General features: G+C 53.4%; 11 protein-coding genes. 1 reads left to right on the forward strand and 10 read right to left on the reverse strand.

Annotated features, from left to right (window positions below; translation table 11 throughout):
* Window positions 1-126: 126 nt before the first annotated feature.
* From I6L47_RS07555 to I6L47_RS07575, 5 genes are all read right to left on the reverse strand, one after another.
* On the reverse strand, window positions 127-2,316 hold the full coding sequence (locus I6L47_RS07555; protein WP_216949024.1) for a reprolysin-like metallopeptidase: 2,190 nt from the start codon (window positions 2,314-2,316) through the stop codon (window positions 127-129).
* Window positions 2,317-2,621: 305 nt separating this feature from the next.
* Window positions 2,622-2,960 (reverse strand): hypothetical protein, encoded by a 339-nt coding sequence (locus I6L47_RS07560; RefSeq protein ID WP_108539451.1) that lies wholly within the window; start codon window positions 2,958-2,960, stop codon window positions 2,622-2,624.
* On the reverse strand, window positions 2,939-4,903 hold the full coding sequence (locus tag I6L47_RS07565) for a reprolysin-like metallopeptidase (protein ID WP_216949025.1): 1,965 nt from the start codon (window positions 4,901-4,903) through the stop codon (window positions 2,939-2,941). The genes I6L47_RS07560 and I6L47_RS07565 overlap by 22 nt, the downstream gene beginning before the upstream one ends.
* 253 nt (window positions 4,904-5,156) lie before the next feature.
* Window positions 5,157-5,486, reverse strand: a complete 330-nt coding sequence (locus tag I6L47_RS07570; protein WP_201957874.1) for a hypothetical protein — start codon at window positions 5,484-5,486, stop codon at window positions 5,157-5,159.
* Complete coding sequence (locus I6L47_RS07575) at window positions 5,483-7,501, reverse strand: reprolysin-like metallopeptidase (protein WP_216949026.1); 2,019 nt, start codon at window positions 7,499-7,501, stop codon at window positions 5,483-5,485. The genes I6L47_RS07570 and I6L47_RS07575 overlap by 4 nt, the downstream gene beginning before the upstream one ends.
* A 215-nt stretch (window positions 7,502-7,716) precedes the next feature.
* Between I6L47_RS07575 and I6L47_RS07580 the strand changes: the two genes are divergently transcribed.
* The gene (locus I6L47_RS07580) at window positions 7,717-8,928 is read left to right on the forward strand and encodes an RsmB/NOP family class I SAM-dependent RNA methyltransferase (protein WP_069529060.1); all 1,212 of its coding nucleotides are present in this window, start codon (window positions 7,717-7,719) and stop codon (window positions 8,926-8,928) included.
* A gap of 81 nt (window positions 8,929-9,009) precedes the next feature.
* Here the strand turns inward: I6L47_RS07580 and I6L47_RS07585 are convergent, their stop codons facing one another.
* From I6L47_RS07585 to tdcB, 5 genes are all read right to left on the reverse strand, one after another.
* Complete coding sequence (locus I6L47_RS07585) at window positions 9,010-9,393, reverse strand: RidA family protein (protein WP_216949027.1); 384 nt, start codon at window positions 9,391-9,393, stop codon at window positions 9,010-9,012.
* Window positions 9,394-9,462: 69 nt separating this feature from the next.
* Window positions 9,463-11,757: a formate C-acetyltransferase gene (gene pflB, locus I6L47_RS07590; protein ID WP_216949028.1), complete on the reverse strand. Its 2,295-nt coding sequence runs from the start codon at window positions 11,755-11,757 to the stop codon at window positions 9,463-9,465.
* Between the two features lie 44 nt (window positions 11,758-11,801).
* The gene (gene tdcD / locus I6L47_RS07595) at window positions 11,802-13,160 is read right to left on the reverse strand and encodes a propionate kinase (RefSeq protein ID WP_280639445.1); all 1,359 of its coding nucleotides are present in this window, start codon (window positions 13,158-13,160) and stop codon (window positions 11,802-11,804) included.
* Between the two features lie 51 nt (window positions 13,161-13,211).
* Complete coding sequence (tdcC, locus tag I6L47_RS07600) at window positions 13,212-14,543, reverse strand: threonine/serine transporter TdcC (protein WP_216949029.1); 1,332 nt, start codon at window positions 14,541-14,543, stop codon at window positions 13,212-13,214.
* A gap of 11 nt (window positions 14,544-14,554) precedes the next feature.
* Window positions 14,555-15,559, reverse strand: coding sequence for a bifunctional threonine ammonia-lyase/L-serine ammonia-lyase TdcB (tdcB, locus tag I6L47_RS07605; protein ID WP_043820948.1), 1,005 nt, complete (start codon window positions 15,557-15,559; stop codon window positions 14,555-14,557).
* Between the last annotated feature and the right edge of the window lie 188 nt (window positions 15,560-15,747).

The raw sequence follows: 15,747 nt of genomic DNA on the forward strand, positions 1-15,747 counted from the left end.
GGGGGAAAGGTGTAAACCATATTCAGGACGGGACAAACCATACAAAAAAAGCGAAGAGGCTAACGCCTCTTCGCTTGGTTTATCAATTTACCAAAGATGGGTAATCTCACCCTTGGGTTATCTGGTTTAGTAGCTCATGATCTCACGACGACGCAGCAGCGCAGCGATACCCAGGCCCAACAGCGTGAACAGACCGGTCGAACCGCCGCCACCACCGCCGCCATTGCTTTCAGGCTGGGGAGCCGGTGTATCACTGCTCTTGGTCGCCAGTTTTGGCGTAATGGCATAGAAGATATTGTCGCTACAGGCCAGCTTGAGGCGAAGAGCGCTGCCAGCATTGGCCGGAATGGTCACCTCATGGGCGCCATTGTTGCTCACGCCATTGACCAGCGGCTGCCAACTCTTGCCTTCATCGTTGCTATAACGGATATCGACCCGCTGACAGTTGATGCGGCCACCGTCAGTTCCAGCTACTTGCCAGTTCACTGTGGTCGGGCTGCCAACCAGAATACGCTGGTCAGGGGCTGGCAATATCTTGAAGGTTTGTGAACCTGTATCGACCACTTCGACCGAGGTCTCATCATAGGCACCACCGCCTTTTCCATCACGGGCCACCAAACGGAAATTCAGAGTACGCGGTACATTGACCCATGGATCGCCCTTCTCTTCATCTTTTATTAGCTCAGGCTGTTGCAACATAAATCGTTCATATCCCCTTAGCTGAGTAGCCAAAGAAGGAAAGTGACGTTCAGGAGACGTTGCAGGCGCTACAAAACGATATAAGGGTCCATCGTTCAATTTCCCATAGTAAATATCAGATGCACTCTCTGTCGCTCGACCAAGATCAACCTGTTCCCAGGTAAAGGTCATTCCATCTTCACCGGAACCAATCCCTGTGAGTGAAAATGCAGTTCTAACAGGAATAACTTTTGATTGCGATGCTGGTGAGATATTCACATCAATATCTTGCTTGATCATAGGCTCAACAACGCCACAATTATCTGGCCGGCTGACTAGCACAGCAAGCATCTGCTCAATGGACTTGCTATGAAAATAACCCGTCGTTTTAGATTGCAGATTTTGTGACCCCATGCCAACTCTGCCCGGATAACCCATGATGGTCGCACCGCTACCAACCTCCCAAGCGGAATTAGCTACACGTCCGCCTTGGTCGACATTAAAGATATGCTCTGCACCGAGCTGATGACCCACTTCATGGGCAAAGGTATCGACAAACATCGCATCGATCTCTGCGATTCCCGCTCCCGAGCTGCCATTACCGGCTCCACTCATTGCATTAGATCGCAAGTTTCGACCAGGGGACTTATTCCCGAAATAATCCAGATTTGGAGCTGCGCACAGCGTCCCCCATGCCAAGCCAGAATAATTGGTCGTCATCAGCACGTGGCCAATATCAAACTCACCTAACTTTTTCGCAGGATCGACTTCTCTTTGAGCCAACAGTTGAACAAGCTCATTGCGATGTGCATCATCACGGTCTATTGTAGGCGTGGTAAATGTGCGGTCTTTATTAGTTCCATTAAAAAAAAGATCTGTGTCCGGATCGTCAAAAATAATATTATCATTACCATCAGCCAAGATAAATTTTATACCGAGATCACGCTCATATATCTCATTGACTCGAGCCAGCAATGTTACAATAGATGACAACGCACCTATTTTATCATGAAATGAGGTGGTGTACTCTCCAGTGGTAGATATCGCAATCCGATATGTTTTTATTCCAGGAAAGTTATATTTTTGTGCTGCTTGCTTAGTTGCACTATCTAACAATGAGCGCTTTTTTTCACTTTCATGCTCATTTGTATTATTCTGCATCAGCTCTTCATGATGCCCATTTTTTCGCGGTTTTACATTTTTCTTGTAATAAACAGAATAAAGACCACTACGTTGAACATCAATAAACACCTGCTCCCCTTGGTGCATAAACATGCCATTAAAACCACGTGGGGAAATATCAAAACTGCCGGTATTATTTTCATTGCCCACTTCATGGCCTTTAAAGGTCATGATATCCGGATACTTGGCGGCCAATGCAGGTGGCAACACCGACGAGGGCTGCACTTCAAATTGCACCATCCCACCATTTGGTAATGGCAAAGTAATCAGCGTATCGCCAGCACGCAGATTTTGAATAAACTCTTCATCGACCTTAAAGCTGGTATAGGCACTAGTTGTGACTGTATCAGCCGCCTGCCTATTGTGTGCTTCGACCATATGCCATGGGGATGCCAGCGCGATATTGGCTGACATTGCGATGACAACTGAGATTGCATTTATTGTGAACTTCATCATTATTAATCACCTGACTGAACAGCCGGCGAGAATAACGTGACACAAATCACAATTCAACTTTTTCAATAAAAATTAAATGAATTTTATTTCATTTAAAATCATAAAGTTAGTGAGTTATAGTTTATAAACAGCTCATTTTGTTAGCATTTTCAGCAGTTCTTTTTCATAGAGTTAAAACTCCAAAAAAAGTATATGGGGGCTCATATGTGAGTCATCGAATCATTCCCCTGAGGCTATCACTATGTTTGGAATATTAGAGTTATAACTCCAATCATGCCGATTTACACGCCGTTGTTGAACAGCCACTACGGCCTTGAAATCGCCTCCGGCATGCACCTTTCCAGCATCTGTCGGTTATATCGGGTGGCATAGTCAATCCGCAGCTCAAACTCCGACTCCTTGCCCATCTCAATTACATCACCGAACCCTTTCAGATAACGGACTCCGCACCGGGTTATCGCTTCTGCTTGCAATGACTCCACAACCCCCGGGGCCATACCACCGCGCCCGCCGCGCACTATAAGCCGATAATCCTGAGCAGCAAGACTCTCATCTATTGCCTCGGTCAGTGATGCGGCCACAACAGGCGCCACGCAGATATGCAGAAACAGCAAACTGACGACTAACCGTAATACCTGCGCCATCCAGCTATCCCTCCCATCAGGAGGATCACGATAAGATTCACTGCACCACCACCACCGCCGCCACCCGCATTGTTGTCGGTAATGACAGTTGCACTTTCCGTAGTGGCAGACGCATTACCTCTTATCCCATTGATAGAGAAAAAAATATTATTGCTGCATGCCAGCTTCAGCCTGGCCGTGCTGGTCAACGGTGCAGGCAACACCACACTGGCCGACCCGTTATTGGCAAGCCCGCTTGCCAGCGTAGTCCAAGTAGAACCACCATTCTGTGTCAGTGCCAAATCCACGCTGGGACAATTGATAGGAGGCTGATCGGTCCCGGCAACATTCCATGTCACTAGCTGAGTGCTACCCGCCACCATGGCGCCGATCTGCGGAGCTGTGATGGCAAATGCCGCGCCGGTATTGATCACCTGAACCACCATTTCATCACTGCTCACCGCCCCCTGACCATCACGTACGGTAATGCGGAACTGGAGATTGCGATTGGTCGCAGGCCACGCCTCTCCTTTAGCCAAGACACCCGATATCAGAGAGCTCATGGCGGGCAATGTTCTACGAGGATCCGATGTTGGTGAAACAAAACGAAACAGCGGGCGGGTTCCATCATCCACCATGGTTGCCACGCTGTAGGATGCATTGCCAAGATCAACCTGCTCCCAGGTGTAACTGAGGGGATGACCATCCAGATCCAGCGCACTACCGACAAGAGTGAAAGGCGTATTGGCGGGGATCACCCTATCGCCCCCCGCATCCACAACCGGCGCGTTATTGGCAAGCGCCAGGTCGGTGCCGCAGGAGGGCAGAGAGGCCACCAGAGCCCGCATCTGCTCGATCGACTTGCTGTGAAAGAAAGGTGTGCTGTTAACCTGCAGATTTTCCTCACCACAGATCCCGGCATAGGCCATGATGGTCGAGCCACTGCCCGGTTCCCAGGCTGAGCTAGCCTTGCGACCCGTGGCACAACTGTCGGCCATGCCATTGAAGGAGTGCTCTGCCCCCAGCTGGTGCCCCAATTCGTGAGCCACATAATCAATAAAGAATGCATCACCGATAGGCTGTGAGCCTCCGGTCATGCCCCGTGAACGGCTGAAAGGGTTGCATAAAGATCTCAGGGTCGCCACCCCGCCGCCTGATGTCGCCAGCAGATGGCCCAGATCAAAAGAAGGATTGAGCAACACCCCCTGTTGGGTCTGGTTGATTGCGATATCCTGGGTCGAGTTGGTGAAAGGATCCGTCGCAGGATCGGTGAAAATCACATTATCCGTATCAGCTGCAAGCTGAAACTCGGCCCCCACATCACGGCGATAGACTTCATTGACCCGATTAAGCAGTGTTGCAATGGCCGAGAGTGCTGCAACCTTGGTACCACCGTGATACTGGGTATATTCCCCGGTTGCCGAGATGGCGATGGTGTAGCGCTTGCGCAAATTGCCATCGACCAGCACAGCTCGCTCACGCTCGATACCATGAGGATCAATCACCTGATCCACATCCTGTCGCCGCCAGGCATCTTGCTGTTCATAAACGGCATAAGAGAAACCGTCCTGAAGCGGATCGACATAAAAGGTACGCCCCTGATGGGTAAACATACCGTGAAAACCATGTATGGTGACATCAAATCGGCCTGTATCCGCCGCCCGATCGATAGCCTTCCCACTGTAAGTATTGATAGAAGGGTAGCGCTGGGCCAAAGGCTCCGGGAGCAAGGCATTGGGATGAACATCAAACTGCACCGTAGTGCCATCCGGCAATGGCAAGGTCAATACACTGGCGAGATGCCCGGGTTCAAAAGGCTTGTCAGGAACCACCACTCTGACCTTTTCAGCGCGCACATCATAGCTCCCCCCCCTTTCCAAGTTTTCATCCATGAAGGTCCACTGTGGTTCTGCTGCAACCTGAACAGACAAACTGGTGATAATCACCGCCATGCCATGCTTCATAGAGCCTCCTTGCCCTACCTTGGTGACAACAAGTATGGTGCAGCGTCAATTGACGATCTGCGTGACAGACAGAAAAGAAAATTCGCACAAAACTTCTGTCACGCTGAAAAATCGTGCTCCACCCGCGCTCCCCATCTCAGGCAATACAGACTGGCCCCATTCAACAACGGAAAAAAGTGAAGGCGCCATTGGCGCCTTCACGGATAGATAGGGGGATGAATATCCCCTCCATTTGGATTGGTTCGTTGGTGTATTACTGCTTGCCAGCGCCCGATGCTATTGAGCAATGAATCAGCATACGCTGGTTATACTCGCTGGCGTAAGCACTCAACTTGGCATGTATCTCTTGCTGACCGGGCCTTATCACATCGCCCAATCCATCCAGATAACGCTTTCCACAGCGCGCCTTGGCCTCTGCCTGCTGCTCGGCTGCAATACCGGGGGCGAACTCTCCCCGCCCGGCTATCACTATCAGGCGGTAATCCTGCCTGGCGAGGTTTGCACTCAGCTCCTGTTCCAGCGTGCTGGCATCGGCCTGACAACCGCCGAGCATTACAAGCAGCAACAGAGGGACTCCCTTCATGTGCGCCTCCGTTGCCAGCCGAGCAGCGCCAGAGCCAGCGTCCACAATCCGAGCGCCCCGCCACCACCGCCGCCACCTGAAGTCGAGCCACCTTGTACCAGAGGCAATTTGAGGGGACTGATGGCAAAGAAGATATTGTCGCTGCATGCCACTTTCAGCCTGACGCTGCTGGTGAGATCGGCAGGCAACGTTACCGTTGCTGCGCCGTTATTGGGTTGTCCGGCGGCAAGCATTGTCCAGCTTACGCCCTCATCCTGAGTCACCGAGATGTCCACCTTACTGCAACTGATCGGCGCCACAGTTGTGCCCGCCACATCCCATGCTACGGCCTGACTGGCCCCCGGAGTGAGAGTCACCCCGTAAAACGGGTTGGTGATGCGAAATGCCGCGCCGGTATTGATCACTTGCACTTTCATGTCATCACTGGCAACGCCACCCTGACCATCACGCACCGTCAGTCTGAAATTGAGATCCCGGTTGGTAGTCGGCCAAGCCTCTCCTTTGGCAAGTGTGCCGGAGAGCAGGGATGGCAAACTCGGCAGGATCCGCTCCGGCGATGCCGTGGGAGAGACAAAACGAAACAGCGGCCGGGAGCCATCGTCAATCATGGTGGCGGCACTACTCGATTCAGTACCCAGATCGATCTGCTCCCAGTTGTAGAGCAGAGAATCATTATCCAGATCTCCACCCGCCCCTTTTAACATAAAGGCCGTATTGGCAGGGATCACATAGTCCCCCCCTGCAGCTGCCTGCGGGGCATTATTGCTCAACGCGAGTGTGGTTCCACAAGTCGATACGGTCGCCATGTGCGCACGCATCTGCTCGATGGACTTGCTATGAAAATAGGGGTCGCTGTGAGTCTGGATATTCTCATCACCACAAATACCGGCATAGGCCATGATGGAGCTGCCACTACCTGGCTCATAGGCTTGATTGGCAACCCGGGTACCTGCACCGCAACTCCCGGTAGTGCCGTTGAAGGTATGATCGGCACCAAACTGGTGGCCAATTTCATGAGCCACATAGTCAACGAAGAAGGCATCTCCTACCGGTGTGGGTGAACCCGACATCCCGCCCGATTTATCGTTGGTACAAAGCACTGCCAAACCGGCCAGACCACCGCTACCGGTATTGAGTACATGGCCGATATCAAAGTTGCCAAGCTGCATATTGGTGAAATAGTTGGCCTGCACCAGCACGTTCTTGTTGGCATCATTGGCTTCATAGATGCTGCTGACATTGTTCACATAGTTAGGGTTATATCCGTTGTAGAAGGGATCTGTGACTGGATCGGTAAAGATCAGGTTGTCATTGCCACTGGCCAGCACGAATTCGGCGCCCACATCCCGTTGATAGACCTGATTGACGCGGTTGAGCAAGGTCGCAATCGCCGCCATGGTAAGCGCTTTGGAGCCACCGTGGTATTGGGTAAACTCTCCTGTCGCCGAAATAGCAATGACGTAGCGCTTGCGAACATTGCCATCCACTTGCACCTTGCGCACCAGTTTGCTGAGCTTGGGCCCTATCACCTCATCTGCAGCCTCTTCCAATCGACTATGGGCATCCTGCTGGTAATAGACGGCGTAGCCTTCGGCATTGCGCAGCGGATCGACAAACACCATCCTGCCCTGATGGCTGAACATGGCGTGGAAACCTTGCGGCCCCAGATCGAAGCGCCCCGTCTCTATCGGATGCGCCGGGTTGTGACCCTTGAAGGTGCGGATCTGCGGATACTTGGCGGCAAGATCTGCAGGCAGCAAGTCGTAGGCTTCCATAGCAAAGGTGACCTCCCCCCCATCGGGCAGCGGCAGGGTCAGCTCACTCGCCCCGGCTTGCAGCCCGGCAAAATAGTCGAGCGGCACCTTGGCCACCCGAAACTGATTGGCCCGCACCTCATAACCTTGCTCCGCAGTCGCTCTGGCGGCTACCGTACTCCACTCGCTGGCCATCAGGCTGGTTGACCCCAAGAAACTGGCCACCAACAAGGCCAACGAACACTTACTGGTCACATGCATCTTTGTCATCCTTGTAGTCATGCACTTTTTTGAACCATTACCGGCATCATTATCCCGCCGAATCAAAAAGCCCGGCGCCACTGTTTCAGCCACTCACCCATGGGGAGTGTTGCGCCAACCCCGTCTAACCCCTATCATTGCGCGGATTTGTCAATTTTAGAACTGCTCCTCTTCACAAAGGTGCGGTTCATCTTTATCTGGCCAAGGTTAATCTCATGCTCAAATCCCCACTGTTGCCCCGTTTCGGGGATCTGGTCGTTGCCATTGTTGACGATGTGCTCGGTCAGGGTCTTACCCTCGACCGCGCCTATGCCCGTCACTTCTCCGGCATCGAACTCAAACCGCAAGAACAGGCAAGGATTGCCCTGGTCACCGGCGACCTGCTACGCCGTCTCAGCCTCTATTGTTTCCTCACCGGTATTCAGGTGCGTCAGGCCGAAAAGAATGTCTGGCCGCTGCTGCACAGCTGGCACGCCTTCCACAAAATTGCCCAGCCCAACAACCCGACCCTGGATCGCTTCAATGAGGAAGCATTCCGCCGCCGTCTGACCGAGGCGAAGAAGAATCCTGTGCTGATGGATGGTTGCCCGAGCTGGCTGGAGAAACTGGGTAGCGAGCAGCTGGGTGAAGCCTGGCCTGCCGAGCGTGCCGCCCTGGCCTGGATGCCCAAGCGCTACCTGCGGGTCAACACCCTCAAGTGCACCCGTGATGAGCTGCAAGCCATTCTGGCCAAAGAGCAGGTCACCACTATTCCGGTTGAAGGTGTGGAGACTGCCCTGCAGGTCACCTCTGACGCCGCCCTGTTCCGCACCAAGGCCTTTGCCGATGGTTGCTTCGAACAGCAGGACGCAGGCTCCCAGCTGGTTGCTGCCGCTTTGGAAGTTGCCCCAGGCATGCGCGTTATCGACGCCTGCGCCGGTGCCGGTGGCAAGACCCTGCATATCGCCGCCATGATGCAGGGCAAAGGCCGTCTGCTGGCAATGGATGTGGAAGAGTGGAAGCTGGAGAACCTCAAGCAACGCGCCCGTCGCGCCGGTGCCCACAACGTGGAGACCCGGGTCATCACCAGCAGCAAGACCGTCAAGCGCCTCAAAGAGAGCGCCGACCGCGTACTGCTGGACGTGCCCTGCTCCGGTCTTGGCGTACTCAAGCGCAATCCGGATGCCAAGTGGCGTGATACCGCCGAGCGTCTGCCGGTGCTGGTCGCGCTGCAAGAAGAGATCCTGCAGCGTTACAGCCAGATGGTGAAAGTCGGCGGCCTGCTGGTCTATGCAACCTGCTCCATCCTGCCCGAGGAGAACCGCCAGCAGGTGGACAAGTTCCTCGCCGCCAACGAAAACTTCCGTCTGCGTGACGATCACACCGTGAGCCCGTCCGAGACCGGCTTCGACGGCTTCTACATGGCTCGTATCGAACGGATCGCCTGATCTGCCCGATGACCATATAGACAAAAGCGGCTGCCATTGGCAGCCGCTCTGTTTTGGCTTGCTGACACACTCCCGATGGGGTTACAGCGCAGCAATCGCCTCTATCTCGATCTTCACATCCTTCGGTAACCGAGCCACTTCTACGCAGGAGCGAGCCGGATACATGGCATCGTGCTCGGTGAAGAAGTCGTTGTAGACCTGATTCACCGTAGCAAAGTCGTTCAGATCCGAGACAAACACCGTGGTCTTGAAGATGTTGCGCACCTCGCCGCCTGCCGCCTCGACAATCGCCTGTACGTTTTGCAGGGAGCGCAGGGTCTGCGCTTCGATCCCCTCCGCAACGTCGCCGCTCACCGGGTCCAGCGGGATCTGACCGGAGGTGTATAGGATGTTACCAATCCGGGTGGCCTGCACATAGGGGCCGATGGCGCTCGGCGCCGCCTTGGTAGTGATAACCTGTCGCATCTGTTACTTCCTCGTGCTGACAAACAAAAAGTAGGCCCGGAGCAAGCCTGCTCACCCCGGGCATGAGAGTTACATCATGTTGGTGAAGGTTCTGGAGATGACGTCCTGCTGCTGCTCGCGGGTCAGGGCGTTGAAGCGCACCGCATAGCCGGAGACCCGGATAGTCAGGCTGGGGTACTTGTCCGGATTCTCGATGGCATCCAGCAGCATCTCGCGATTCATCACGTTGACGTTGAGGTGCTGGCCCCCTTCCACATCCCGCTCATGATGGAAGTAGCCATCCATCAGCCCCACCAGATTGTTCTCGCGATTGGCCGGCTCCTTGCCGAGCGCCCCCGGCACGATGGAGAAGGTGTAGGAGATCCCGTCCTTGGCATATTTGAACGGCAGCTTGGCCACCGAGGCGAGCGAAGCGACCGCCCCTTTCCTATCCCGACCGTGCATCGGGTTGGCCCCCGGCGCAAACGGCGCACCAGCGCGACGGCCATCCGGGGTGTTGCCGGTCTTCTGGCCATAGACCACGTTGGAGGTGATGGTCAGGATCGACTGGGTCGGCACCGCATTGCGATAGGTCGGCAGCGCCTGGATCTTCTTCATGAAGCGCTCGACCAGATCGCAGGCGATGGAGTCGGCCCGCTCGTCGTTGTTGCCGTACTGGGGATACTCCCCCTCAATCACAAAATCGACCGCCAGCCCGTCAGCATCGCGCACCGGCTTGACCCGGGCGTACTTGATGGCCGCCAGCGAATCGACCGCTACCGACAGACCGGCAATGCCGCAGGCCATGGTGCGATAGACGTCGCGATCGTGCAGCGCCATCAGGGAAGCCTCGTAGCTGTACTTGTCGTGCATGTAGTGAATAAGGTTGAGCGCGCTGATGTACTGCACCGCCAGCCAGTCCATAAAGCTGTCGAGGCTCGCCATGACAGTTGCGTAATCCAGCACCTCATCCATGATGGGCGCCACTTTCGGGCCGACCTGGATCTTCAGCTTCTCGTCCACGCCACCGTTGATGCAATAGAGCAGGGTCTTGGCCAGGTTGGCGCGGGCACCGAAGAACTGCATCTGCTTGCCGATCACCATGGGGCTCACGCAGCAGGCGATGGCGTAGTCATCGCTCTCGAAGTCGGTGCGCATCAGGTCATCGTTCTCATACTGCAGGGATGAGGTATCGATGGAGACGCGGGCCGCATAGGTCTTGAAGGCCCGCGGCAGCCCTTCCGCCCAGAGGATGGTGAGGTTGGGCTCGGGCGCCGGCCCCATGGTCTTGAGGGTGTGGAGGTAGCGGAAGGAGCTCTTGGTCACCAGGGTGCGACCATCCAGCCCCATGCCGCCGATCACCTCGGTCGCCCAGATGGGATCGCCGGAGAAGAGGGAGTCAAACTCGGGGGTACGCAGGAAGCGCACCATGCGGATCTTCATGATGAAGTGATCGACCAGCTCCTGGGCATCCTGCTCGCTGATGAGCCCTGCCTTCAGATCCCGCTCGATATAGATGTCGAGGAAGGTGGCGGTACGACCGAGGGACATGGCGCCACCGTTTTGCGACTTCACCGCCGCCAGATAGGCAAAGTAGAGCCACTGCACCGCCTGCTGGGCAGTGCGTGCCGGCCCGGAGATGTCAAAACCGTAGCTGGCCGCCATCTGCTTGATCTGCACCAGTGCCCGCTTGTGTTCGGCCAGCTCCTCGCGCTGGCGGATCACCTGCTCCAGCTGCTCTCCCCGCTCGAGAGCCGGTTGCAGATCGGCAAACTGCAGCTCCCGCTCACGGATTAGATAATCTATGCCATAAAGCGCGACCCGACGATAATCTCCGATAATGCGACCACGACCGTAACCATCCGGCAAACCGGTCAATACCCCTGACTTTCGGCAGCGCAACATCTCGGGAGAGTAGACGTCGAACACTCCCTGATTATGGGTTTTGCGCAATTCGCTGAAGGTATATTCAAAATCGGGATCCATCTCCCGGCCATATGCTTCAAAAGAACTGCGGATCATATTTACGCCGCCAAATGGGTGCAGTGCTCTTTTAAGGGGCTTGTCGGTTTGCAGGCCAACGATTTTTTCCAGCCCCTGCTCGATATAACCCGGCCCATGGGCAGTAATAGTCGTGGCAATATTGGTATCAAAATCGACCGGTGCGTGGGTGGCGTTCTCGATACGGATCCCCTCCATCACCTTATTCCACAAAGTGGTGGTCGCTTCGGTCGCATCTGCTAAAAACTGTTCGTCACCTTCATAGGGGGTGTAGTTCTGCTGGATAAAATCACGGACGTTGATCTCGTGCTTCCAGTTTTCACCGGCAAACCCTTGCCATGCCTGACGGAATTTATCCTGTTCCAATTGCATATCAACTTTCATCAAATAAACCTCATTCACTACTCATGACACTACAGTGGAAGATGTCAGACGCACTCGGCCTGACGAACCTGCTGCCCCAGACGAATGGCATCCAGCGCGATCATTTTCTCTTCATTGGTGGGAATAACCGCCGCAAGTACCATGGATTCTGCCGCCGAAATTACCCGGCAGCCCTCGCTATTGGGACGCTGGTTAAACGGCTCGCTGATCGCTACGCCAAATACCTGGAGTCGTTCGCATACCAGCTTTCTGATAAAGGCCGAGTTCTCGCCGATCCCGCCGGTGAAAATAACGGCATCCAGCCGGCGCAATGAGGTGGCATGGCCACCGATATGGCGGGCAATACGATGGACAAAAGCGTGAATGGCCAGTTTCGCGCCGGGATGTCCTTCGTGGTAGGCAGCTTCCAATACCCGCATATCGGAGGAGAGCCCCGAAATACCCAACAGGCCGGACTGCTTGTTCAATACCCGCTCTATATCCTCGATAGATTGACCCGTCTTGCTGGCGATATAGGCCAGCGCGCCAAAATCGATATCGCCGCTGCGGCTGCCCATGATCAGCCCCTCCAGCGGCGTCATCCCCATCGAGGTATCGACGCTCTTGCCATCCTGCACCGCGCAAATAGAGGCGCCATTGCCCAGATGGGCGATGACCAGACCGGCATACAGCTCATCCAGCCCCATAAATACGCAGGCCTGCTCGGCGACATAGCGATGGGAGGTGCCATGGAAGCCATAGCGGCGCACGCCGTAATCCTGCAAATATTGGTAAGGCAGCCCATAGATATAAGCTTCCGGCTTGAGGGTCTGGTGAAAGCCGGTATCAAATACCGCAATTTGGGGCTGGTTGGGAAATAGCTGGCGGGCGGCCATCACGCCACTTAAATTGGCGTGATTGTGCAGGGGGGCCAAGGGTGACACCTGCTTTATTTTGGCCAATACATGTTCATCAATGATCACGGCTTCGCTAAATTCACTACCACCATGAGCAATTCGATGACCCACCAGTGCAATGGCATCCAGCAGATCCCTTTTTTTCAATTCCTCCGCGATGGCAGCCAATGCACAGGTGTGGTTATTTTCAGCTAATGACATTGCAGGCTCTTTACCCACTTGCAATTGGGGATGGGCTGTCTCAATACCATCCGCTATACCGTAGATCACCACCTCGCAGGTTTTATTATCCAGTACCGAGAATTTGACCGACGAAGAGCCGCAATTGATAACCAGAACCAACGAATCAAACTTCATTACATCGCCTCGATATTTATGATGTCGAGTCACTGCAGTCAGAGCATCTTTGCCACTGTGTTTGGTGGCCAAATCACGGATAGCCTTGCCCTGGGCCCAAATAATTGGGCCAATCAAGAACAGGTTATTGCGCACTTCTGACTGCGCCATGCAGACCCCACCAGGGGGGCCTGAATGGCTGATGACTTGCAGAAAAGGTTTTCAGAACAGCTTGGAAACTATATTCAGGATGGTCAGCACACCTATGATGGTGACAAACAGGTTGCTGGCCTGCCCTTTATATTTTGCAAGTGCCGGTGTCTTGCTCACCGCATACATCGGTAGCAGACAGAGCAGGGAAGCGATGATTGGCGCCCCCATTGCCTCAATCAGGTCAAGTATGTTGGGGTTGACATAGGCGACCAGCCAGGTGGAGCCCATGATGAACAACATACTGATCATGTTCAGCTTTTTCAAAGAGACCCTGTTCTTGTCCCCTTGATAGCCAAAGCGGAGGATCAGGCCGTTCAACCCTTCCAGCGTCCCCAGATAGTGACCGAAGAAGGATTTGAAGATAGCAACCAGCGCGATAATGGACGCCGCATACTCCAGGGTGGTGGCAAACGCAGACTTGCTGCCCGTCATTGAGGAGAAGTGGTTGGCCAGATAGGAGAGCACCGGAATATTCTGGGCTTTGGCTTCCGCCATATTTTGCGGTGACAGGGTAAAGAGGCAGCTGAAGGCAAAGAACATCACCACGGCCACCATCAGCATGCTGGCACCGGAGATAATCTTCGAGCAGCGCTTTTCGGTAAAATCACGACCGAACTCCTGCTCATACTCTTCCCGTTTGGAGACAATGAAAGAAGAGACAATCGGCGAGAAGTTGAAGGAGAAGACCATGATGGAGATCCCCAGCCAGACGGTGACCAGAATACCATCGTGACCAAACATCGATATCTCGCTCAGATTGACCTGATCAAAGACGGCACTGTTCCAGTACGGAACGAGGGAGAGAGAGATAACGATCAGACTGGCAATAAAGGGAAAGACCAGATAGCTCATCACCTTGACCATCAGATCTTTACCGAAGTAGATCACGAATGCCATCAACATCAACAATGCCAGTGCAACCACACCTCGATTAAGCGGAACCAACTGTAGTTGATGCTCCCAAAATGCCATAAAGGTATTGGTGATCGTCACACCATATATCCACAGCAGTGGGCAGATGGCAAAGAAATAGAGGAAGGTAATTACCACTCCACCCATCTTGCCAAAATGTTCTTCAACGGTCTCGGTAATATTTGCCGATGGATTACTGCCAGAAAGACATAATCTGGCCAACGCCCTGTGGCAATAAAATGCAATGGGGTAAGCCAGCACCAGCATGATTAATATTGGGATCAGGCCACCATATCCGGCCCGGATTGGAAAGAACAAGACCCCCGCCCCGATAGCAGTACCGAACAGACCTAATCCCCATGTGGTATCCGATTTACGCCATGCACGCGTATTCTCTTTACTGCCGGTGACAACACTGTCTAATATCATGACTGCATTCCTTACAGGCTAAATTGACGAATATTGTTCTGTTCGATAATTTCGGCGATCCGGGTCAGATCAATATTGCCACCCGAAATAATGCTGACGGTCTTTTTACCTTCGACATAATGTTTCAGCTTGCCACTGAGCAGCGCTGCCGAAGCCAGAGCTCCCGCCCCTTCGGTAATCACCTTGTTGCGCTGAATAAGGTCAACCATGCTATGACGAATATCATCCTCGGTGACCAGTACAATATCATCCACCAATTGTTTGACGATTTCGAAGGTCAGTGAACCGGGTCTTGCCACATCACAGCCATCGGCCAGCGTGCTGCTGGTTCTGTGATTGGTCATGGTACCGGCATAGAAAGAGGCCGCCATACCGTGCACATTCTCGGATTGCACACCAATCACCTTGATGGTCGGATTAATAGATTTGATAGCCATGGCAACACCGGCAATCAAACCACCGCCACCGATCGGCACTATGATGTTATCGACATCATACAAATCTTCGATAATTTCCAGGCCAATGGTGCCCTGGCCGGCAATCACTTTTGCATCGTCGAAGGGGGGGATAAATACGCGGTCTTCCATCTCCACGATTTCGCTGACTTTGGCAATGGTGTCATTGAAGCTATTTCCATGGAGGATCACTTTGGCTGAATAGTCACTGGTTGCAGCAATTTTTGATTTGGGGGCACAGCAAGGCATGACCACCTTGGCATCAATTCCCAGCATAGCACTGGAGAGTGATACACCTTGGGCATGATTGCCCGCCGAGCAGGCGACAACACCTTTTTGTCGGTCTTCCAAACTTAATGAACTGAGTTTGTTAAAGGCACCACGAATTTTAAAAGAGCCTGTACGTTGCATGTTTTCAAGCTTGAGGTAAACCTCGCCATGGCAACGTTCGCTGATGTAGTTAGAGGGTAGTTGCGCGGTCTTGTATATATGATTGGTCAGTCTTTTTTTGGCTTCAGTAATATCATGAAGACCAATGGGCAGATTGCTATACATCTTCATCGCAAATCTCTTTTTATTTATTAATTTGTAGGGTTTTATTTCACAGGGCGAAGCGATACTAGGTTCTATCACTTGCAATTAATGTGAGCATAAACACAAAAAAATCTACAAAGAGACTGCGTTACGGTGAAATTATCAAAAAATGTGATGGCAGCAACACTTGAATCCAAATGGATTAAAAAAAGTAA

The organism is Aeromonas sp. FDAARGOS 1417, assembly GCF_019046985.1.
GTDB lineage: Bacteria > Pseudomonadota > Gammaproteobacteria > Enterobacterales > Aeromonadaceae > Aeromonas > Aeromonas veronii.

What these genes read in the sequence shown, in the direction of transcription:
- I6L47_RS07575 (WP_216949026.1), bottom strand. Translation starts at nt 7,501, where the DNA reads ATGCATGTGACCAGTAAGTGTTCGTTGGCCTTGTTGGTGGCCAGTTTC.
- tdcB (WP_043820948.1), bottom strand. Translation starts at nt 15,559, where the DNA reads ATGAAGATGTATAGCAATCTGCCCATTGGTCTTCATGATATTACTGAA.
- tdcD (WP_280639445.1), bottom strand. Translation starts at nt 13,160, where the DNA reads ATGGCGCAGTCAGAAGTGCGCAATAACCTGTTCTTGATTGGCCCAATT.
- I6L47_RS07565 (WP_216949025.1), bottom strand. Translation starts at nt 4,903, where the DNA reads ATGAAGCATGGCATGGCGGTGATTATCACCAGTTTGTCTGTTCAGGTT.
- I6L47_RS07585 (WP_216949027.1), bottom strand. Translation starts at nt 9,393, where the DNA reads ATGCGACAGGTTATCACTACCAAGGCGGCGCCGAGCGCCATCGGCCCC.
- tdcC (WP_216949029.1), bottom strand. Translation starts at nt 14,543, where the DNA reads ATGATATTAGACAGTGTTGTCACCGGCAGTAAAGAGAATACGCGTGCA.
- I6L47_RS07580 (WP_069529060.1), top strand. Translation starts at nt 7,717, where the DNA reads ATGCTCAAATCCCCACTGTTGCCCCGTTTCGGGGATCTGGTCGTTGCC.
- I6L47_RS07555 (WP_216949024.1), bottom strand. Translation starts at nt 2,316, where the DNA reads ATGATGAAGTTCACAATAAATGCAATCTCAGTTGTCATCGCAATGTCA.
- I6L47_RS07560 (WP_108539451.1), bottom strand. Translation starts at nt 2,960, where the DNA reads ATGGCGCAGGTATTACGGTTAGTCGTCAGTTTGCTGTTTCTGCATATC.
- pflB (WP_216949028.1), bottom strand. Translation starts at nt 11,757, where the DNA reads ATGAAAGTTGATATGCAATTGGAACAGGATAAATTCCGTCAGGCATGG.
- I6L47_RS07570 (WP_201957874.1), bottom strand. Translation starts at nt 5,486, where the DNA reads ATGAAGGGAGTCCCTCTGTTGCTGCTTGTAATGCTCGGCGGTTGTCAG.